The sequence below is a fragment of the Micromonospora sp. C28SCA-DRY-2 genome (assembly GCF_030519475.1).
In the GTDB taxonomy this organism is placed as follows: domain Bacteria; phylum Actinomycetota; class Actinomycetes; order Mycobacteriales; family Micromonosporaceae; genus Micromonospora.
This window is the reverse complement of the sequence record NZ_JAUMKD010000004.1, coordinates 413363-431784: the sequence shown is the minus strand read 5'-3', so window position 1 is coordinate 431784 and position 18422 is coordinate 413363. Positions and strand designations below refer to the sequence as shown.

The 18422-nt window shown below is 74.4% G+C and carries 22 protein-coding genes; 8 read left to right on the top strand and 14 right to left on the bottom strand.

Annotation, left to right across the window (positions count from 1 at the left end; all coding sequences use genetic code 11):
• Nucleotides 1-13 precede the first annotated feature (13 nt).
• Both Q3W71_RS19620 and Q3W71_RS19615 read right to left on the bottom strand, forming a co-directional pair.
• Nucleotides 14-742 carry a hypothetical protein gene (locus Q3W71_RS19620; RefSeq protein WP_302920804.1) on the bottom strand — a complete coding sequence of 243 codons (729 nt, stop codon included), beginning with the start codon at nucleotides 740-742 and terminating at the stop codon, nucleotides 14-16.
• A complete protein-coding gene (locus tag Q3W71_RS19615; protein ID WP_302920803.1) occupies nucleotides 739-1350 on the bottom strand; it encodes a helix-turn-helix domain-containing protein in 612 nt (203 codons plus the stop codon). The genes Q3W71_RS19620 and Q3W71_RS19615 overlap by 4 nt, the downstream gene beginning before the upstream one ends.
• A 111-nt stretch (nucleotides 1351-1461) precedes the next feature.
• On the opposite strand from Q3W71_RS19615, the gene Q3W71_RS19610 reads away from it, so the two are divergent.
• Nucleotides 1462-2259 (top strand): alpha/beta fold hydrolase, encoded by a 798-nt coding sequence (locus Q3W71_RS19610; protein ID WP_302920802.1) that lies wholly within the window; start codon nucleotides 1462-1464, stop codon nucleotides 2257-2259.
• Between the two features lie 134 nt (nucleotides 2260-2393).
• Here the strand turns inward: Q3W71_RS19610 and Q3W71_RS19605 are convergent, their stop codons facing one another.
• From Q3W71_RS19605 to Q3W71_RS19590, 4 genes are all read right to left on the bottom strand, one after another.
• The gene (locus Q3W71_RS19605) at nucleotides 2394-3353 is read right to left on the bottom strand and encodes an asparaginase (RefSeq protein WP_302920801.1); all 960 of its coding nucleotides are present in this window, start codon (nucleotides 3351-3353) and stop codon (nucleotides 2394-2396) included.
• Between the two features lie 94 nt (nucleotides 3354-3447).
• On the bottom strand, nucleotides 3448-4290 hold the full coding sequence (locus tag Q3W71_RS19600; protein WP_302920800.1) for a 3-keto-5-aminohexanoate cleavage protein: 843 nt from the start codon (nucleotides 4288-4290) through the stop codon (nucleotides 3448-3450).
• Between the two features lie 84 nt (nucleotides 4291-4374).
• Entirely contained in the window at nucleotides 4375-5496 is a 1122-nt protein-coding gene (locus Q3W71_RS19595) for a folate-binding protein YgfZ (protein WP_302920799.1), read from the bottom strand.
• Nucleotides 5493-5921: a Fur family transcriptional regulator gene (locus tag Q3W71_RS19590; RefSeq protein WP_302920798.1), complete on the bottom strand. Its 429-nt coding sequence runs from the start codon at nucleotides 5919-5921 to the stop codon at nucleotides 5493-5495. Before Q3W71_RS19590 ends, Q3W71_RS19595 begins: the two co-directional genes overlap by 4 nt.
• 68 nt (nucleotides 5922-5989) lie before the next feature.
• Here Q3W71_RS19590 and Q3W71_RS19585 point away from each other — a divergent pair, with 68 nt between their 5' ends.
• Nucleotides 5990-6835: an aminotransferase class IV gene (locus Q3W71_RS19585; RefSeq protein WP_302920797.1), complete on the top strand. Its 846-nt coding sequence runs from the start codon at nucleotides 5990-5992 to the stop codon at nucleotides 6833-6835.
• Nucleotides 6836-6922: 87 nt separating this feature from the next.
• Here the strand turns inward: Q3W71_RS19585 and Q3W71_RS19580 are convergent, their stop codons facing one another.
• Together Q3W71_RS19580 and mtfM are read right to left on the bottom strand one after the other, a co-directional pair.
• Nucleotides 6923-7516, bottom strand: a complete 594-nt coding sequence (locus tag Q3W71_RS19580; RefSeq protein ID WP_302920796.1) for an FABP family protein — start codon at nucleotides 7514-7516, stop codon at nucleotides 6923-6925.
• Between the two features lie 173 nt (nucleotides 7517-7689).
• Nucleotides 7690-7794 (bottom strand): small membrane protein MtfM, encoded by a 105-nt coding sequence (gene mtfM / locus Q3W71_RS19575; protein ID WP_043966460.1) that lies wholly within the window; start codon nucleotides 7792-7794, stop codon nucleotides 7690-7692.
• 23 nt (nucleotides 7795-7817) lie between these two features.
• Here mtfM and Q3W71_RS19570 point away from each other — a divergent pair, with 23 nt between their 5' ends.
• From Q3W71_RS19570 to Q3W71_RS19560, 3 genes are read left to right on the top strand one after another with little or no spacing between them, the layout of a single operon-like run.
• Nucleotides 7818-8180: a DsrE family protein gene (locus tag Q3W71_RS19570; protein ID WP_109898117.1), complete on the top strand. Its 363-nt coding sequence runs from the start codon at nucleotides 7818-7820 to the stop codon at nucleotides 8178-8180.
• Between the two features lie 58 nt (nucleotides 8181-8238).
• Nucleotides 8239-8619, top strand: coding sequence for an SCP2 sterol-binding domain-containing protein (locus Q3W71_RS19565; protein ID WP_302920795.1), 381 nt, complete (start codon nucleotides 8239-8241; stop codon nucleotides 8617-8619).
• Nucleotides 8616-10673: a glycogen debranching N-terminal domain-containing protein gene (locus Q3W71_RS19560; RefSeq protein ID WP_302920794.1), complete on the top strand. Its 2058-nt coding sequence runs from the start codon at nucleotides 8616-8618 to the stop codon at nucleotides 10671-10673. The genes Q3W71_RS19565 and Q3W71_RS19560 overlap by 4 nt, the downstream gene beginning before the upstream one ends.
• 10 nt (nucleotides 10674-10683) lie before the next feature.
• Here Q3W71_RS19560 and Q3W71_RS19555 read toward each other — a convergent pair whose 3' ends face one another.
• From Q3W71_RS19555 to Q3W71_RS19535, 6 genes are all read right to left on the bottom strand, one after another.
• A complete protein-coding gene (locus Q3W71_RS19555) occupies nucleotides 10684-11442 on the bottom strand; it encodes a hypothetical protein (RefSeq protein WP_368050937.1) in 759 nt (252 codons plus the stop codon).
• Nucleotides 11443-11667: 225 nt separating this feature from the next.
• Entirely contained in the window at nucleotides 11668-11994 is a 327-nt protein-coding gene (locus Q3W71_RS19550; protein WP_302920792.1) for a DUF1416 domain-containing protein, read from the bottom strand.
• Between the two features lies 1 nt (nucleotide 11995).
• Nucleotides 11996-12844 carry a sulfurtransferase gene (locus Q3W71_RS19545; RefSeq protein ID WP_302920791.1) on the bottom strand — a complete coding sequence of 283 codons (849 nt, stop codon included), beginning with the start codon at nucleotides 12842-12844 and terminating at the stop codon, nucleotides 11996-11998.
• Nucleotides 12845-13047: 203 nt separating this feature from the next.
• Nucleotides 13048-13125, bottom strand: coding sequence for an Ms5788A family Cys-rich leader peptide (locus tag Q3W71_RS31020; protein ID WP_311202345.1), 78 nt, complete (start codon nucleotides 13123-13125; stop codon nucleotides 13048-13050).
• A 118-nt stretch (nucleotides 13126-13243) separates the two neighbouring features.
• On the bottom strand, nucleotides 13244-14029 hold the full coding sequence (locus tag Q3W71_RS19540; protein ID WP_302920790.1) for a DUF2993 domain-containing protein: 786 nt from the start codon (nucleotides 14027-14029) through the stop codon (nucleotides 13244-13246).
• Between the two features lie 79 nt (nucleotides 14030-14108).
• Entirely contained in the window at nucleotides 14109-15167 is a 1059-nt protein-coding gene (locus Q3W71_RS19535) for a hypothetical protein (RefSeq protein WP_302920789.1), read from the bottom strand.
• 242 nt (nucleotides 15168-15409) lie between these two features.
• On the opposite strand from Q3W71_RS19535, the gene Q3W71_RS19530 reads away from it, so the two are divergent.
• The 3 genes from Q3W71_RS19530 (at nucleotide 15410) to mshD (ending at nucleotide 18129) form a co-directional block, all read left to right on the top strand.
• On the top strand, nucleotides 15410-16129 hold the full coding sequence (locus Q3W71_RS19530; protein ID WP_302920788.1) for a response regulator transcription factor: 720 nt from the start codon (nucleotides 15410-15412) through the stop codon (nucleotides 16127-16129).
• A gap of 157 nt (nucleotides 16130-16286) precedes the next feature.
• A complete protein-coding gene (locus Q3W71_RS19525; RefSeq protein WP_302920787.1) occupies nucleotides 16287-17141 on the top strand; it encodes a polysaccharide deacetylase family protein in 855 nt (284 codons plus the stop codon).
• A gap of 61 nt (nucleotides 17142-17202) precedes the next feature.
• The gene (gene mshD / locus Q3W71_RS19520) at nucleotides 17203-18129 is read left to right on the top strand and encodes a mycothiol synthase (RefSeq protein ID WP_302920786.1); all 927 of its coding nucleotides are present in this window, start codon (nucleotides 17203-17205) and stop codon (nucleotides 18127-18129) included.
• The last annotated feature ends 293 nt before the right edge of the window (nucleotides 18130-18422 follow it).

The following is an 18422-nucleotide window of genomic DNA, read 5'->3' as shown; positions in this document are numbered from 1 at the left end:
CCGGCTCAGCGGGTCACTCGGCGGCCGGGCGGGTCCGCTTCGTGGTCCGGGGCAGCTTCGCCGACGGGGTGGCGGCCGGCTGCACCGCCTTGGCGGTGGTCTTGCGGGCCCGGGTGGCCTTCTTCGCGGCGGCCGGCTTGGCCTCGACGACCTCGGCCACCTCGGCCGGGGTGGGCACCTCGGCGGCCGGCTCGGCCGGCTTCGGGGCGGCGGCGGGCGCGGTGGCGGGCGCGGTGGCCTCGGTCGCCTCGATGTCGGCGTTCACCGTGTCGGCGGCCTCCAGCACGCCGGCACCGACCACCCGCTCACCCCGGGCGACCAGCGCGCCGTACGCGGCGAGCGCCCGCTCCTGGGCGGCCTGGGCACCGGCCACCACCACGGCGGCGTTGCGGGTGGCCACCTCGCGGAGCCGGTCCAGGTCGGCCACCTCGCGCAGCTTGTTCAGGTCGGCGACCTCGCGGAGCTTGTTCAGGTCGGCCGCCTCGCGCAGCTTGGTCAGGTCGGCCGGGGCCTTCTCGCGCAGGCTGCCGGCGGTCTGGTTCGCGGTGCGCAGCGTCTCGTTGGCCTTCTGGCGCAGCTCGAAGCCGGTGACGACGGCCTTGCCACCGAGGTCGGCGACGACCTTGGTGCCGAGGTCGCTGACCACCGCGGGGAGCTTGCGCAGCTGCTGGATGGCCAGCTCGCCGGCGCCGGCGGCGGCGTAGATCGGGGCCGGGATGCGGTTGGTCTTCGGCTGGGTCATGACTTCTCCTCTTCGGCCGCCTCGGCGGCCTTCTTCGCGGGGGTCGGTGCGGGAGCGGTGCCGGCCTCGGTGACGGCGACCGACTCGAGCACGGCCTCGGTCGGCGTGCCCGCTTCGGTGGTGGGACCGGTGACGGTCGGGTTGACCAGGGCGGGCGCCTCCTCGGCGGACCCGGGTGCGGACGGCCGAGCCGCCTCGGCGGGTTCCGCCGCCGGGGTGCGCTCGCCGGTCTCGGCGGCGGTGGCCGCGGCGGTGGCCTCGGCGAGCCGCGCGTTCTCCCGGCGGAACGTCTCGTAGATCTGGCTGAGCGACTGCTTCTGCGCCATGGTCAGGTCGGGGTCGACGGCGATGGCCGCGAGCACCCCCTGACCCTCCTTGTCGTCGAGCAGCCCGGCCCGCAGGTACATCGCCGGGGTGGAGACCCGCAGCGCGCTGGCCAGTTGCTGGAGCACCTCGGCGCTGGGCTTGCGCAGCCCGCGCTCGATCTGGCTGAGGTACGGGTTGCTGACCCCCGCCTGCTCGGCGAGCTGCCGCAGCGAGATCTTCGCGTTGCGGCGCAGGTCGCGAATGAACCCGCCGACGTCGGGAAGGTCCTTGGGTGTGGCCATACCCCGACGCTAACCCGCCCTGCTAACTCCTGCAAGCAAAGTGCTAGCCAGAGTTAGCAAGGTCTCAGCAAGCGGGTTGCGTCCCAGGCGTCCCGTGCGTACCTTCCTCCGGTGACCAAGATCGAGGTGAACGGTGCGCAGCTCGCGTACGACGAGGTGGGCAGCGGAACACCGGTGGTGCTGCTGCACGCCGGAATCGCCGACCGGCGGATGTGGCGCGAGCAGGTCGGCGTGCTGGCCGCACGGCACCGGGTGATCGCGCTCGACCTGCGCGGCTACGGCGACTCCGAGCTGCCCCCCGCCCCGTTCGCCCACCACGACGACGTGGTCGGGTTGCTGGACGCGCTCGGCGTGGCGCGGGCCGCCCTGGTCGGCTGCTCCTTCGGCGGGGCGGTGGCGGTCGACACCGCGCTGGCCCACCCCGAGCGGGTCACCGCGCTCGCCCTGCTCGGCAGCGCGATCTCGGGCCACGAATGGTCCGAGCAGGCCAACGAGCTCTGGGACCAGCTGGTGGGCGAGGTCGACCAGGAGGACTTCGCGGCCAGTGCCGCCGCCGAGGTGCGGTTCTGGGTGGTCGGCCCCGGCCGCCGCCCGGAGGACGTGGACCCGGAGCTGCTCGCCTTCGCCCGGGAGATGGACCAGCGGGCCCTCGCCGCCGAGCAGGCGCTCAGCGCGGTGGACGTGGCCGAGCTGGACCCGCCGGCGATCGGCCGCCTCGGCGAGCTGCGGATGCCCGTCCTGGTGACCGCCGGCGCGGCCGACGTGCCGGACATCAGCCGGCTCGCCGACCGGATCGCCGCCGAGGCGCCCGACGCGGTACGCCTGCCCGACGTGCCCGACGCCGCCCACCTGCTCCCGCTGGAGCGACCGGAGCCGGTCAACGCCGCCCTGCTCGACTTCCTGCGCTGAGCCGCCTGCCGGTCACCGGACCGGACGAGCCGACGCCGCCCCGGCCACCGGACCCGGCAGGGTAGCGCCGACCGCCCCCGCGCCAATCACTACCGGCCGCGGCGGGGGTCACCACGCCGGGCGGCCGGCGCCCGTCACCAGACCGGGCGGATCGCGCCGACCGGGACGCCGCCGCCGAACAGCGGCAGTTCGGCGTACTCGGTGAGCACCGGCGCGTCCACGCCGAGCCGGCGCAGCGCGGAAACCAGCACCGGCATCCGGGCCCGACCCGCGCCGTCGTCGATCTTGAGGGCGACCGCCCCGACGCCGGGCAGCGCCGCCGCGATCACGCCTTCGGCGCCCACCTTGGCCAGCAGGCCGGGGACACCGCGCATCAGCCGGGTGTCGTCCGCCTCGGTGCCGCCGACCAGTTCCGGGTGGGCGCGCATCGCGTCGGCCACCGCCCGGGGCACCGAGCCCGGCTCCGCCGAGACCAGCCGCAGGTACGCCCCGGCCAGCCCGGTCAGCGAGACGGCGAGCACCGGGGCGCCGCAGCCGTCCACCCCGACCGCCGCCGCCGGCTCGCCGGTGAACTCCTCGATCGCGTCCCGCAGCCGCTGCTGCAACGGGTGCTCCGGGCGCCAGTAGCCGTCCCGCGCCCAACCGGCGGCGCCGCAGGTCAGCAGCATCCCGCTGTGCTTGCCGGAGCAGTTCATCTGGATCCGGCGGGGCCCGCCGCCGGCGCGCAGCACGGCGGCCCGGGCCGCCTCGCCGACCGGCAGGTCCGGCGGGCAGTGCAGCGCCGACTCGTCCAGACCGGCCCGGGCGAGCAGCGCGGCGACCCGGGCCAGGTGGAACTCCTCACCGGCGTGGCTCGCCGACACCAGCGCCAGGTCGGCCGGATCGGTCACCGGCAGGCCGGCGCGGAGCATCCCGACCGCCTGCATGGGCTTGTTCGCCGAGCGGGGGAAGACCGGCGAGGTCACGTCCCCGGTACCGGCCACCGTCGCCCCGGTCGCGTCGAGCACCACCACCGAGCCGCGGTGCACGCCCTCCACGAAACCGGACCGGACCACCTCGGCGAGCGGCGCACCGCCCTCGTACGTCTTTCCCACACCGTGGACGGTACCGACGGTCGGGCGACCGCGGGCGGCGGGGTGACCAGGACGTCCGCGCCCGCGCGTACAGGAGCGTCGGCCGGCCCGCCGCTTACCGGCCGGCGGCCGGCACGCCGAGCAGCTCGCGGGCCTGTGCGGTGGTCAGCGGCGGACGCTGGGCGAGCTGGGCGAAGCCGACCGCCCGGGCGACGAGCTGCATGTTGGACTCCACCGGGCTGCCCTTGGCGTAGGTGACGGTGTCCTCCATGCCGACCCGCAGGTGCCCGCCGGTGGACAGCGACGCCAGCAGCACCGGGATGGTGGTGCGGCCGATGCCGGTGGCCGAGAAGGTGGTGCCCTCGGGCAGGTCGCGCAGGGCCTGGCGGCAGGCGACCAGCGCCTCGGTGGTGCCCGGCATGCCGCCCGGCACGCCCATCACGAAGTCGACGTGCACGTGCCCGCCGGCCGGCAGACCGTACTTGCCGAGCAGGCGTTGCAGGGCGGCCAGGTGGCCGAGGTCGAAGATCTCGTACTCCGGCACGATGCCCCGCTCCTGCATCCGGGTGTGCAGGTCGACGATGAACTCCCAGCGGTTGAGGAAGACGTCGTCGCCGAAGTTGACAGTGCCCATGGTGCAGGAGGCCATGTCGGGGCCGGCGTCGAGGACCGCAAGCCGGTCGGCCTCCGGGTCGGTCACCGCGCCGCCCGAGGAGAGCTGCACCACCAAATCGGTGCTCTCCCGCAGCGCCGCCACCGTCTCCCGGAGCCGGCCCTGGTCGAGGGTGGGCTTCGCCTCGTCGTCGCGGATGTGGACGTGGATCACGGCGGCGCCGAGCGCCTCGCACTCCTTGGCGGTCAGCAGCAGCTCGTCGAGGGTCACCGGCAGCGCCGGCACCTCCGCCTTCGCCGACTCCGCACCGGTGGGGGCAACCGTGATCAACGTCCCTGTCGTCATGCCGGGATCCTAGACCCCGGCTCCGAGCCCAGTCGACCGGAACATTTCCGGCCCTGACGTCGCCAACGGGAGATTTTTTCGTGCTCAGCCGGCCGGGACCGGATCGATCGCGGCGGCGGTCTCGCCGATCAGCAGCCGCGCGTCGTCCGGGACGTTCCGCTTGAGCACGGCGAGAGCCACCTGGCCCAACTCGTGGTGGTGCACAGCGGTGCCGACGAAGCCCACCGTCCGGCCGTCCAGGCTCACCGGCGTGCCGGCGGCCGGCGGCTGGTCGGTGGTCACCCCGTCCAGGTGCAGCAGGACCAGCCGGCGCGGCGGGCGGCCCAGGTTGTGCACCCGGGCCACCGTCTCCTGGCCCCGGTAGCAGCCCTTCTCCAGGTGTACGGCCGGGCCGATCAGGTCCACCTCGGCCGGGATGGTGCGGTGGTCGGTGTCCACCCCCACCCGGGCCCGCCGGGCGGCCACCCGGATCGCCTCGTACGCCCACAGGCCGGCGACCGGCACCCCGGCCCCGCGCAGCTCCGCGACCACCTGCTCCATCGCGGCCCGGGGCACCAGCAGGTCCACCCCGAGCGGGCCCCGCCGGGCCCACCCGCCGGCCGGCAGCGGGCGGACGTCGTACAGCGCGGTGGGCCGGGGCGGCAGCGTGCCGGAGCGGAACTTCGGGCCCGGCACCGCGACCACGTCGGGCTCGGCCAGCCCGGTCACGCCGAGCGTGGCCACGGCGTCCGGGGCCGCCGGCCCGACCAGCGAGAGCAGCGCGTGATCGGCGGTCACGTCGCGCGGCTCGACCCGGCTGAAGAACCGCATCTTCTCCAGGTACGACAGCAGCCCCTCGGTGGCCCCCGGCTCGGTGTCCAGCCAGGTGGTCTCGCCGTCCTCGGTCACCATGGCGTGCTGCTCGACGTGCCCGTGCGGGGAGAGCACCAGCAACTCGGTGCCCTGGTAGGGGGTCAGCTGCGCCAGGTGCTGGGTGGTGAGGGTGTGCAGCCAGCCGATCCGCTCCTCGCCCGGCACCGCGACGATCCCCCGGTGCGAGCGGTCGACCAGGCCGACCGCGGTGTCCAGCGTCCGCTGCTCCCGCATCGGGTCGCCGTAGTGTGCGGCCACCCCCCGGACGCCCGCCGCGGCGTGCGCCGGCTCCGGCTGGTCCCGGCTGGCCTCGTCGATGCTCTCGACGGCCACCGCTCCCGCGATGTCGATCATTCCTGGTCCCCGTTCTGGCAGCGCCCGCAGACGCCGAAGAGTGACACGTGCCCGATGTCCACCCGGAACCCGCGCTGGCTCGCCAACTGGTCGGCCAGCGGGCGCAGCAGCTCGGGATCGATCTCGTCGATCCCGCCGCACTCCCGGCAGACCAGGTGGACGTGCTGGTCCTCGCCGGCCGCGTGGTACGTCGGCGAGCCGTGCGAGAGGTGGGTGTGGGTCACCAGGCCGAGCCGTTCCAACAGCTCGAGCGTGCGGTAGATGGTGGTGATGTTGACCCCGGCCGCCACCTCCCGGACCGCGTTGTGCACCTGCTCCGGGGTGGCGTGCCCGAGGTCCAGCACCGCCTGGAGGACGAGCTGCCGCTGCGCCGTCAGCCGCAGGCCACGGGCGCGGAGCAGTTCCGCGAGGGAGGATTCGGACACCGTTCGATCATAGTTCGGTAACCGCGCCGTCCCCCGTGCCGGCGGGCACGCGGTTACGCTCGGCGGTCATGGCGTCGAGGATCGCGGTGCTCGGGCGGGGGCTCGTTCCGACCGGGGAGCCGGTGCTGCGCGGCGACGACCTGGGCGTGCTGCGCGGTGACGGGCTCTTCGAGACGATGCACCTGCGGGCCGGCCGGCCGTGGCTGCGCGACGAGCACCTGGCCCGGATGGCCCGTGCGGCGGCGGCCGTGGAGCTGGCCCTGCCGCCGGCCGAGGCCCTGGTCGACCTGCTGGACGCCGTCTGCGCCGGCTGGCCCGCCGAGGTGGAGGGCGCGCTGCGGCTGGTCTGCACCCGGGGCCCGGAGGACGGCGGGCCGCCGACCGTCTACGCCACGCTGGCCGAGGTGCCGGCCGCCGCCCGGGCCGCCCGGCGGGACGGGATCACCGTGGCGACGTTGCCGCTCGGCGTGCCGGCGGTGGCCCGGACCGGCCTGGACTGGCTGCCCGCCGGGATCAAGTCGACGTCGTACGCGGTGAGCACGGCGGCCCGCCGCTGGGCGCGGCGGGCCGGCGTGGACGACGTGCTCTGGGTCTCCAGCGACGGGTACGCCCTGGAGGGGCCCACCGCCAACGTGGTCTGGCTGGCCGGCGACACGCTCTGCACGGTGCCCGCCGCCGACACCGGCATCCTGCCCGGCACCACGGCCGCCTGGCTTCTCGCGCACGCCCACGAGCTAGGCCTGAAGGCGACGGAGCGCCTGGTCACCCCGGCGGAGCTGGCCGCCGCCGACGGCGTCTGGTTCACCTCGTCGGTCCGCGGCCTCACCCACCTGCGCACCCTCGACGGCACCCCACTCCCCACCTCCCCCCTGACCCCCACCCTCCACACCCTCCTGGCCTTCCCCCTCCCCTGACGGGGCGGACCCTGTTGATCATGAAGTTGTCGCCGCGACACGCCGAGGCGGGTCACCACAACGTCATGATCACCGGGGTGGGGTGGGTCAGCCGGCTATGCGGAGGAGGCGGGCGGAGAGGTGGGGGGAGAGGCCGTGGCCGAGGGCGGCCATCTCCTGGGCGTAGAGCAGGGCGCCCTCGACGATGCCGAAGAGCCGGTGCCCGCCGGTGACCTCCTTGGCGGTGGCGGTACGCACCACGGCGTCGGTGGCGAACTCGACCTGGGTGCCGGTACGCCGGCCCAGGTAGAGCTCCATCACGCCGGTGGGCGTCGTCATCAGCGCCTCCAGCTCGTCGGTGGCCCGGTCGTCCTTGAGGACCGGACGCCACCAGCCGACCTCCCGACCGGCCGGGCGGACCGGCCGGCTCTGCTCGTCGAGGATCCACGCCCGGGACTCGTAGAACAGGAACGGCCGGCCGTCGTGGCTGATCCGGATCTCCTGGGCGAAGTCGAAGTCCTCGATGGTGGGGAAGCCGCCCCGGCCCCGGCCCCGCCACACCCCGATATACGGCAGCAGGCCGTCCAGCGTGGGGTGCAGCTTCGGACCGACCCGCAGGTCGTGGCTCTCCTCGTACGGGTAGGGGTCGACCGGCGGCGCGTTCAGCCACGGCGGCGGCTGCAGCGGGTTCTCGTCGCTCACCGGATCACCTTCGTTCGCGACTGCGGGGCTCGCAGACCCGGCTCACTCCTCGCGCTCACCGGGCCACCTTCGTTCGCGACTGCGGGGCTCGCAGACCCGGCTCACTCCTCGCGCTCACCGGGCCACCTTCGTTCGCGACTGCGGGGCTCGCAGACCCGGCTCACTCCTCGCGCTCACCAACGTCCTCTCGATATGCGTACCGCGACGTAGACCAGGCCACCGGCGAGCGCGCCGAGGCCGGCGACCAACAGGCTGACGAACCCGATCTCGGTGACCATCCCGACCATCCTATGCTGGCGCCATGGCCCGCACTCTCGTCGTCAAGGCCACCGCCGGCGCGGACGCGCCGGAACGGTGTGCCCAGGCCTTCACGGTCGCCGCCACCGCGGCCGCCGCCGGGGTGGACGTGTCGCTCTGGCTCACCGGCGAGTCGACCTGGTTCGCGCTGCCCGGGCGGGCCCAGGAGTTCGAACTGCCGCACTCCGCGCCACTGGCCGAACTGCTGCACGTGATCCTCACCACCGGCACGGTCACCGCGTGCACCCAGTGCGCCGCCCGGCGGGACATCGGCCCCGGCGACGTGCTGCCGGGCGTACGGATCGCGGGCGCGGCGGTCTTCGTCGAGGAGGCGATGGCCGAGGGGGCGCAGGCGCTGGTCTACTGACCCGCGAGCCCGACCCGATACCGGCCCGACAACTCGGACTAATGCCTACGATTCGGTTGTGGGCCAGGCCATCGAGCGGTTCTTCGAATCACTGCCGGCACGCGCGCCGGAGATCCTCCGCGGCCTGATCAGCGGCACCCTCCAGATCGAACTCACCAACGGCGACGGGACCGACCACTGGCTGGTGCGGATGCGGCCCGGCGCGATCGAGGTGAGCCGGCAGCGGGGTCCGGCCGACGCCATCTGGTACAGCAGCGAGGAACTCTTCGAGCGGCTGGTCACCGGCCGCGCGCAGGGGGTGGCGGCGGTGCTGCGCAACGAGAGCACGTTCAGCGGGAACGTGGTCCTCTTCCTGGCCTTCCGGCGGTTCTTCCCCACCCCGCCCGGCACCCGGGACCCCCGTGAGGTCGCCCGCGAACAGGCCGGACGGCTTCGGTGAGGGCGCTGGTCAGCATCCTGGACGGCAACACCTTCCTGGTCAGCGACCGTCGGGGCGACATCGAGCCCTCCCTCGACTACCCCACCGGGCTCTTCTCCTTCGACACCCGGTTCCTCTCCACCTGGCGGCTCACCCTCGACGGCGAGCGGCTGCACGCGCTCTCCGTCGACGACACCGAGTCCTACCGCACCCGGTTCTTCCTGGTCCCCGGCGAGCCGACCCACTACCTCGACGCGAAGGTCTCGGTGATCCGCAGTCGGGCGATCGGCAGCGGCCTGGAGGAGGAGCTGACCGTCATCAACCACGCCGGCCGGGAGATGGAGTTCACCATCCGGGTCGACATGGGCGCCGACTTCGCGGACCTCTTCGAGATCAAGAACGTGCGGCAGAAGCACGGCCGGATCACCGCCACGGTGAGCGAGAACGAGTTGCGGTTGACCTACCGCCGGGAGGCCTTCCACCGGGAGACGGTGATCCTCACCAGCGCGCCGGGACGGCTCGACGTGTCGGGCATGACCTTCCAGGTCCGGATCGGCCCGCACGACGAGTGGACCACCCGGCTGTACGTGAACACCGTCGTCTACGGGGCGCGGGGCGAGGACATCCGGTCCAACCTGCCGCTGTACCGCGGCAACCGGGGCGCCGCCGCGATCGAGACCGAGCAGAACGAGCTGATCAGCCAGGCGCCCAAGCTCGGCTGCGACTGCGAGCCGCTGGCCGGCGCGTACCGGCGCAGCCTGAACGACGTCGCGGCGCTGCGCTACGAGTCGATCGCGCTCGGCGTGCGGCTGCTGGCGGCCGGGCTGCCCTGGTTCATGACCCTGTTCGGCCGGGACAGCATCATCACCTCGCTCCAGCTGCTGCCCTACCTGCCGGAGCTGATCCCGCCGACCGCGCTGATCCTGGCCGGCCTCCAGGGGCACCGGTTGGACGACTTCCGGGACGAGGAGCCCGGCAAGATCCTGCACGAGCTGCGCTACGGCGAGATGGCCGGCTTCGAGGAGCAGCCGCACTCGCCGTACTACGGCAGCGCCGACTCGACGCCGCTCTTCGTGATCCTGCTCGACGAGTACGAGCGGTGGACCGGCGACGTGAAGCTGGTGAAGCAGCTGGAGGCGGCGGCCCGCGCCGCGCTGGAGTGGATCGACACGTACGGGGACCTGCTCGGCACCGGCTACATCTGGTACCGGACCCGCAACCCGGAGACCGGCCTGCAGAACCAGTGCTGGAAGGACTCCTGGGACGCCATCTCCTACCGCGACGGCCGGTTGCCGGGCTTCCCCCGGGCCACCTGCGAGCTACAGGGGTACGCCTACGACGCCAAGATGCGCGGCGCCCGGCTGGCCCGCGCCGTCTGGGGCGACCCGGAGTACGCCGACCGGCTGGAGCGCGAGGCGGCCGCGCTCAAGCAGCGCTTCAACCGGGACTTCTGGATCCCGGAGAAGGAGTACTACGCGCTCGCCCTGGACGCCGACGGCCGGCACGTGGACGCGCTCAGCTCCAACATCGGGCACCTGCTGTGGAGCGGCATCGTCGACGAGTCGCGGGCCGGCCGGATCGCCGAGCACCTGCTCGGGCCGCGGCTGTTCTCCGGTTGGGGCGTCCGCACCCTCGCCGACGACCAGGGTCTCTACAACCCGATCGGGTACCACGTCGGCACCGTCTGGCCGTTCGACAACTCGATCATCGCCTGGGGGCTGTGGCGGTACGGGTTCCGCGAGGAGGCCGGGCGGATCTGCGAGTCGATGCTCGCCGCCTCCCGGTACTTCGGCGGGCGGCTGCCGGAGGCCTTCGCCGGCTACGAGCGCCAACTCACCGAGTATCCGGTGGAGTACCCGACCGCGTGCAGCCCGCAGGCCTGGTCCACCGGGACCCCGCTGCTGCTGCTGCGGGTCATGCTCGGGCTGGAGCCGCAGGGCGAGCACCTGATCATCGACCCGGCCCTGCCCGAGGGGATGGGTCGGGTCGAGCTGCTCGACATCCCCGGCCGGTGGGGGCGGGTGGACGCGCTCGGCCGCAGCCGCACGCCGCACGACGGCAGCCACGACCGCTGAGGCCGGGCGGTCAGCGGGGGCAGGCGGTGGTGGCGGAGACGGGGCTGTCGCCGGCGGCCCGGTCGACCAGCACCGCGACGTCGCCGCGGCGGTAGGCGTACACCTCGGGGGTGTCGGCGACCGGGGTGGCGAACCGGGCGAGGGCGGCGGCCGGAGACAGCGGCGGCGCCCCGCCGGCGACCCGCGCGGTACGGGCGACACCGCCACCGGGGCAGGGCGCGGCCAGCACCTCCGGGTCCGGTCCGGCCGGCCGGCCGAGGGCGGCCAGCGCCTCGGCGAGGACGGACAGCTCGGCTCCGGCGGCACCGGGCGGCGGGGTCGCGTAGCCGCTGCCCACCGGACGGCAGCCGGTGTCGGCGGTCAGCCGGACCCGGCCGTCGGTCCCGGCGCGACCCTCGACGGTGACGAACTCGCCCGCGTCGGCGCGCAGCCGCGGCCCGTCCGGGGTCGCCCGCACGCCGGCCCCCCAGCCCGCCGGCAGCCGGTCGGCGACCCGCTCCAGCAGTGCCCGCTCCTCGCCGGCGGGCACCACGACGTCGACCCCGCGCGCCAGCGTGGCGCCGTCGGCGAACGGGGTGACCCGGCAGCCCCGCTCGACGCGCGCCGGGGTCAGCGCCAGCACCGCGTCGCCGGCCGCCGCGACCAGTTCGCCGACCGCGCGGTCGACCACCGGGCCGGCCTGGTCCAGGGAGCGCTGCTCGCGGACGGTCGGCGGGTCGTCGCGTACGGACACCCAGGTGAGTGCCGCCAGCAGCACCGCCCAGACCACCGCCACGACGAGCAACCAGCGCCCCCGTCGGGGGGCCGCCGGCTGGTCGGGACCGGTCGGTGGGGCGTACCCCGGCTGGACGACACCGCTCACCCGCTCATGGTGTCACGCGCGGGCAGCGGGCCCGCCGCCGCGTCACCGCTGCCCGGTACACCCTGGCGAGACGACTCGTGGCCCGCCTCCCCGGGTGGGGACGACGGGCCACGGGGCCGATCAGAGCGTGGGTCAGGCCAGGGCCACCGTCACGGCGACCTCGTTGACGCCCCGGCCGGCGGTCACCGTGGTGTCGCCGTTGCCGAACCGGGACAGCGCCCGCAGGGTCCAGTCGCCCGGGGCGGCGAAGAACCGGAACTGCCCGGCGGCGGAGGTCACCACCTCGGCGGTGAACTCGCCGGTCGAGTCGAGCAGCCGGACGTACGCGCCCGGCACCACCTCACCGGACTCGGCCGTGACCTGGCCGGTGATGACTGTCTCCTTCTCCAGGTCGAGGCTGGCGGGCAGCGGGGCGGCCTGGTCGGGAGCGGCGCAGCCGGCAGCGGTCGGTGCGGTCATCTCAGGCCTCCCCGGGCTCGTCGCCGAGCGCGACCGGCACGCCGACCAGCGAGCCGTACTCGGTCCAGGATCCGTCGTAGTTCTTCACGTTGCGGTGGCCGAGCAGTTCCTGGAGCACGAACCAGGTGTGCGAGGAACGCTCGCCGATCCGGCAGTAGGCGATGGTCTCCTTGTTGTCGTCCAGCCCGGCGTCGGCGTAGATCTTGCGCAGCTCGTCGTCGGACTTGAAGGTGCCGTCCTCGTTGGCCGCCTTGGACCACGGCACGCTGAGCGCGGTCGGGATGTGCCCGGCCCGCTGCGCCTGCTCCTGCGGCAGGTGGGCGGGGGCGAGCAGCCGGCCGGCGTACTCGTCGGGGCTGCGCACGTCGACCAGGTTCTTGGTGCCGATGGCGGCCACCACCTCGTCGCGGAAGGCCCGGATGGAGGTGTCCGGCTCCTGCGCCACGTACCGCGTCGCGGGACGGGTCACCGGGTCCTTGACCAGCGGCCGGGCGTCCAGCTCCCACTTCTTGCGGCCGCCGTCGAGCAGCTTGACGTCGCGGTGGCCGTAGAGCTTGAAGTACCAGTACGCGTAGGCGGCGAACCAGTTGTTGTTGCCGCCGTAGAGGACGACGGTGTCGTCGTTGCCGATGCCCCGCTCGGAGAGCAGCGCCTCGAACTGGTCCTTGTTCACGAAGTCCCGGCGCACCGGGTCCTGCAGGTCGGTCTTCCAGTCCAGCTTGATGGCGCCGGCGAGGTGGCCGGTGTCGTAGGCCGAGGTGTCCTCGTCGACCTCGACGAAGACGACGCCCGGGGCGTCGAGGTTCTTCTCGGCCCACTCGGCCGAGACGAGTGCGGTGTCGCGACTCATCAGATCACTCCCTGGTGAGGATGGATGGTGAGCCAGCGCGCGGAGATCGATGATTGTCAGTGTCGCACCACGCGCGGGACCCATGGACGGAACGGATCACGGGTTCGTGCGACGGCGCCGCTGCCGGGCGATGGTGGGATCACCGGAGGGTACGCGGACCCTGCGTGCCGATGGCCGCTAGGCGGCCGAGGACAGCCCCGCCGTCAGATGACGGGGCGACACAGGCAGGTGGCCACGCGGCACAGGTCGACCGCGCGCCGTTTGGTGAGGAGCGTCCCCATGGCCAGGGAGCCTACCAGCCGGACCGGGAGTCGCCACCGGGCCGACCAGCATCCGGGACGCCGGCACGACCGACGGTACGGCCGGGCCGGCCGGCCGTCCCGCCGGCTGACCGGTCGCTCAGCCGGCCGAGTTGATCGGCACGTCGCGGGCGTCCGCGGTCACCGCCAGCCCTTCCGGCAGCGGCCGGACCTCGCGCACCGTGAGCTGGAACGGCAGGTCGGGCAGGGGTACGTCGACCGAGATGCCCTTGGCGTAGTTGCTCAACAGGGCGCGGGCCAGCGGGACGTTCGGCAGCCCCTCGGCGTCCAGGTCGTTGAAGCGCAGCGCCACCTGGCCCTCCTTGCCGACGGTGATGTCGGCGGTGCCGGTGACGGTCAGCCGCTGGCCGAGGATGTCCACCGGCGCGGTGACGGCGAGCCGGCCGTTCTGCTCGGCCAGTCGCAGCCCCGGCCGGTCGAGCAGCTTGGCCAGGCTGTCGTAGCTGATGGTGCCGGTGCCGTTGACCGTCTCGGCCACCACCTCGCCCTGCCCGGAACGGATGGTGTCCAGCGAGGCGCGCACGTCGCGGGCGTCCACGTCGAGCCGGGGCACGCTGACCGCGTCCCCCTGCACCGAGCCCTGCACGTCACGCAGCACGATGGAGATGCGCTCGTAGCGGCCGTCGAGGACCTGGGTGAGGAAGGGGAAGCCGCCCACCTCGACCTCGGGCGGGGCGGACTGCGCGTCCTGCTTGGCGACCTCCTGCCGCACCTGGTCGGCGATCGCGCGCTCGGCCACCCCGGCCGCCACCCGGTCGGCGACGACCAGCAGGCCGGCCAGGACCAGCAGCAGGACCACGAGGGTGATCAGCACCTTGCGACCCCGACGCCGGGGCCGCTCCTCGTACGGGTAGTCCTGCGCCACGCCGCCTCCTGTCTCCGCGCCACCGGCCCGCGCCGTGGCGGTCCGTTCGTACCCGAAAGGGGAAAAGCTCAATCTCCGGTCACAGCACCAGCTTGCACATCGCGTACGCGGCGGGCGCGGCCAGCGCGAAGCCGCCGAGCGGGCCCTGCATGTGCCGGGCGATCCACATCGTCGGCGGCTCGCCGGCCATCAGCCGGCCCGCCTCGGCGTAACCCACCGCGAGGTCGGCCAGCACCGCGGCGACCGCCGCCACCAGCCCGATGATCGCGGCCCGGGTCGGCGTGAACGGGGTGACCAGGTAGCTGCCGAGCAGGGCGCTGACCAGCGTGCCGACCATCGCGCCGGCGACCACGCCGGCGGCCCCGCGGGGCACCTGGGGGGCCAGCCGCGGCCACGGCGCCACCGCGTCGGTCAGCCGGGCGACGGTGAGCGCCACCCCGCTCGCGGTCAGGCAGACGGTGATCGCCTGGGTGCCGGCGGGGATCCGGCTGAGCACGATCAGGGTGCCGAAGGCCACCACGCCGACCACGATCAGCAGCGTGCCGCCGAGCGAGTCGGTCACCCGCACCCGGTCGACCCGCCGGACCAACTGGCCGAGCACGCCGAGGACGAAGCCGCCGACCGCGACGAAGCCCAGCGGCGCCAGCCCGGCGACGTCCGTCTGCACCGCGGCGGTGTCCGCGGCGACCGCGGTCGCCACGCTGACCCCGGCGACCAGCAGCACCGCGGGCGGCCGCATGGCCATCGTCCAGGCCAGCACGTAGAGCATCTGGACGCCGAGGATGATGAACGCGAACGGCAGCCGGTGCCCCGGACCGGAGGTCTGCGCGCCGAGCACCAGACCCACCCCGAGCAGCGCGGCGAACCCGGCGACGGCGACCGCGAGCGACCGGCGTACCTCGACCGGCGGCACGGCCTCCTCGTCCGGCTCGGCGCCCGGCTCGTCGTCGGGGCGGCGGGCCGGCTCACCGCCGCGGCGGGCCCGGCGCGGCCCGCTGCGCTCCCGGCGGTCGTCCTGGTCGACGGCCGGGCCACCACGAGGGGCCGGCGGCTGGCCCCGGGACGGGCCGGCCGGCTGCGGACGGGGGCCGTCGGGCCACTGATCGCGGCCGGTCTCGGGCGAACTGGAGGGAAACACGCCCCGATCGTGCCAGACCGGCCGGCAACCCGGGGAGCACGGTTTCCGCGACGTTAAAACCTGAGTCGCGATCAGGGGCAAGGCGGGCAAACAGGAAAGCGCACGGAGGCGCGGCCGGGGCGATCGGTTACGCTCAAGCCGATACCCGCCCGTCAGCGACGCCGGGACCCACGCCTAGTTCTCAGCGCCACATCCGTGCGGAGTGCCGCTGGTCACGCGCGGCGCCCGCCGCCGGGACGGAGGTGATCGTGGAGATCCTGCTGCTGGTGACCGCGCGAGCGAGCGAGCCGTCCGCTGTGCTGCCGGCGCTCGACCTGCTGCCCCACTCGGTCCGTACCGCGCCGCGCGACGTCCGCACCCTGGTCGCCGGCCCCAGCCCGGACGCGGTGCTGGTGGACGCCCGCTCGGAGCTGAGCGAGGCCCGGGCCACCTGCCGGATGCTGCACGCCACCGGGCTCGGGGTGCCGCTGGTCGCGGTGGTCACCGAGGCCGGGCTGATCGCGCTCAACGCCGACTGGGGCGTCGACGACGTCATCCTCGCCTCGGCCGGGCCGGCTGAGGTGGAGGCCCGGCTGCGGCTGGCCGTCGGCCGGCTGAGCAACGCGATCTCCGGGGCCGGCGGCTCGATCCGGGCCGGCGAGCTGACCATCGACCCGGACACCTACGCGGCGAAGCTGAAGGGCCGCCCGCTCGACCTCACCTACAAGGAGTTCGAGCTGCTGAAGTTCCTGGCCCAGCACCCGGGCCGGGTGTTCACCCGGGACCAGTTGCTGCGCGAGGTCTGGGGCTACGACTACTTCGGCGGCACCCGTACCGTCGACGTGCACGTCCGGCGGTTGCGGGCCAAGCTCGGCTCGGAGTACGAGTCGATGATCGGCACCGTCCGCCAGGTCGGCTACAAGTTCGTGGTGCCGCCCGCGCGGTCGCTGCCGGACGCGGAGCCCGCGCCGCTGCCGGTCTGAGCCGGAGGACCAACCTCTCCGGGGACAGTTTCCGTTATGCCCCTTTTGAGCATCGCGACGCACATATCCTGACTGCCGGGTTTGCCGGTAATGAGGGGGCGGCGGTGCGTGCAGGGACCACGGGGGCGGGGACGGGTCGACCGGGGCGGGGCCACTGATGCCGGAGACGTCCGCCCTGCGCGCCGCCGGCATCGTCGCGCTGGTGGTGACCGCCCTGCTCGGCACCGCGTACGCCCTGGGCCGGAGCCTGATCCCGGACCGGCCCGACCCGGGCGGCTCCGGCGTGGTCACCAGCGCCACCGGCCCGCACTACGGTGAGCAGCCGTCGCCCGCCACCGACCACCCGGACGGCCCGGACACGACCGGCCAGGACCGGACCAGCCACTCCCCCGAGCCGACCGAGACCGACGGGCCGTTCGGCACCCGCACCACGACCGGCAGTTCCCGGGTCACCCTGACCTTCGACGACGGCCCGGACCCGCGGTACACCCCACAGGTGCTCGACGCGCTGCGGGAGTTCGGCGTGCGGGCCACCTTCTGCGTGGTCGGCGAGAACGCGCTGGCCCACCCGGAGCTGATCCGGGCGATCCTGGCCGAGGGCCACACCCTCTGCAACCACAGCTGGGACCACGACGTCACCCTCGGTTCCCGGTCCCCCGAGCGGATCCGGGCCGACCTGATCCGCACCAGCGACGCGATCCGGGCGGCGGCGCCGGACGCGCCGATCGCCTACTACCGCCAGCCGGGCGGCGCGTGGACCTGGCCGGTGGTGTCGACGGCCCGCAAGCTCGGCATGACGCCGCTGCACTGGACCGTGGACCCGGCGGACTGGCAGGCGCCGGGCGCCGGGCCGATCGCCGCGACGGTGGTCGGCCAGGTCGGGCCGGGCTCCGTGGTGCTGCTGCACGACGCCGGCGGCGACCGGCAGGGGACGGTGGACGCGCTGTACCGGATGCTGCCGGAGCTGACCAGCCGGTTCCAGCTGGAGGCGCTGCCCGCCGAGCCGACGTGACCGGGCACTCCGCTGTGGACGGTGCGGACCGGCGCCGGCGACCGCGGGCTACGGTGGCGGGATGAGCAGCGCCGAACCGACGACCGCCCGGGTGACCCGGACCGACCAACTCTCCCCGGAGGAGATCGCCGACGTGCTCGCGTTGGCCCGCCGGGCCGGCGACACGGACGGCGCGGACCCGCTCGACGAACACGTGCTGCTCCGGCTGCGCGACCCGCAGGCCCCGGCCGTGCACCTGGTCGCCCGGGGCGACGACGGGTCGCTCACCGGCTACGCCCACCTGGACACCACCGACGCCGCGAGCGGCATCGGGGTGGAACTGGTGGTGCACCCGGCGCACCGGCGGCGGGGCGCCGGGCGGGCGCTCGCCCGGGCCGTGCAGGCGGCGGCCACCGGCCCGCTGCGTGCCTGGGCGCACGGCGACCACCCGTCGGCCGCCGCGCTCGCCGTCGACCTCGGCTTCCGCCGGGCCCGGGTGCTCTGGCAACTGCGCCGGCCGCTGACCGCCCCGCTGGACGAGCCGCGACTGCCGGACGGGGTGGCGCTGCGCGCGTTCCGGCCGGGCGCGGACGACGCGGCCTGGCTCGACCTGAACGCCCGGGCCTTCGCCGAGCACCCGGAGCAGGGCCGCTGGACCCCGGACGACCTGCGGGTACGGCTCGCCGAGCCGTGGTTCGACCCGGCCGGCTTCCTGCTCGCCGAGGAGTCGGCGACCGGCCGGCTGGTCGGCTTCCACTGGACCAAGGTGCACGAGCGCCCCGGCTCGGCCCGGATCGGCGAGGTCTACGTACTCGGGGTGGACCCGTCCGCGCACCGCGGCGGGCTCGGCCGGGCGCTGACCTCGGCGGGGCTGGCGTACCTGCGCGACCGGCGCGGGCTGGACCGGGTGATGCTCTACGTGGACGACTCGAACACCGCCGCCGTCGCGCTATACCAGCGGCTCGGCTTCGCGCACTGGTCGGCCCACGTCAACTACCACCTGGGCTGAGCCCGGGCCGGACCGGGCCTCGCCGCCGGGCTGTTCCCGCCCGGCGGCCCGGACGTCCGCGCCTCCGCCGCCGGGTGCCGGGGCGTCGACACCCCGGCACCCGCTGCGCGCCCTGAAAAATGCCCATACTTCCGACAGAGGCACCTGAGTTCACGTAACGGACAACTCGCCCTCAGCACGCGGTCACCTGGCGGGCCGGACGAGTTCACCTGGCGTTCATTTCCGCCCGGCAAACCGGCTACCTGGCGCTCCTAGCTTGTGTGACAGCCGGCCAGCGCCGGTTCCCGGGCCCC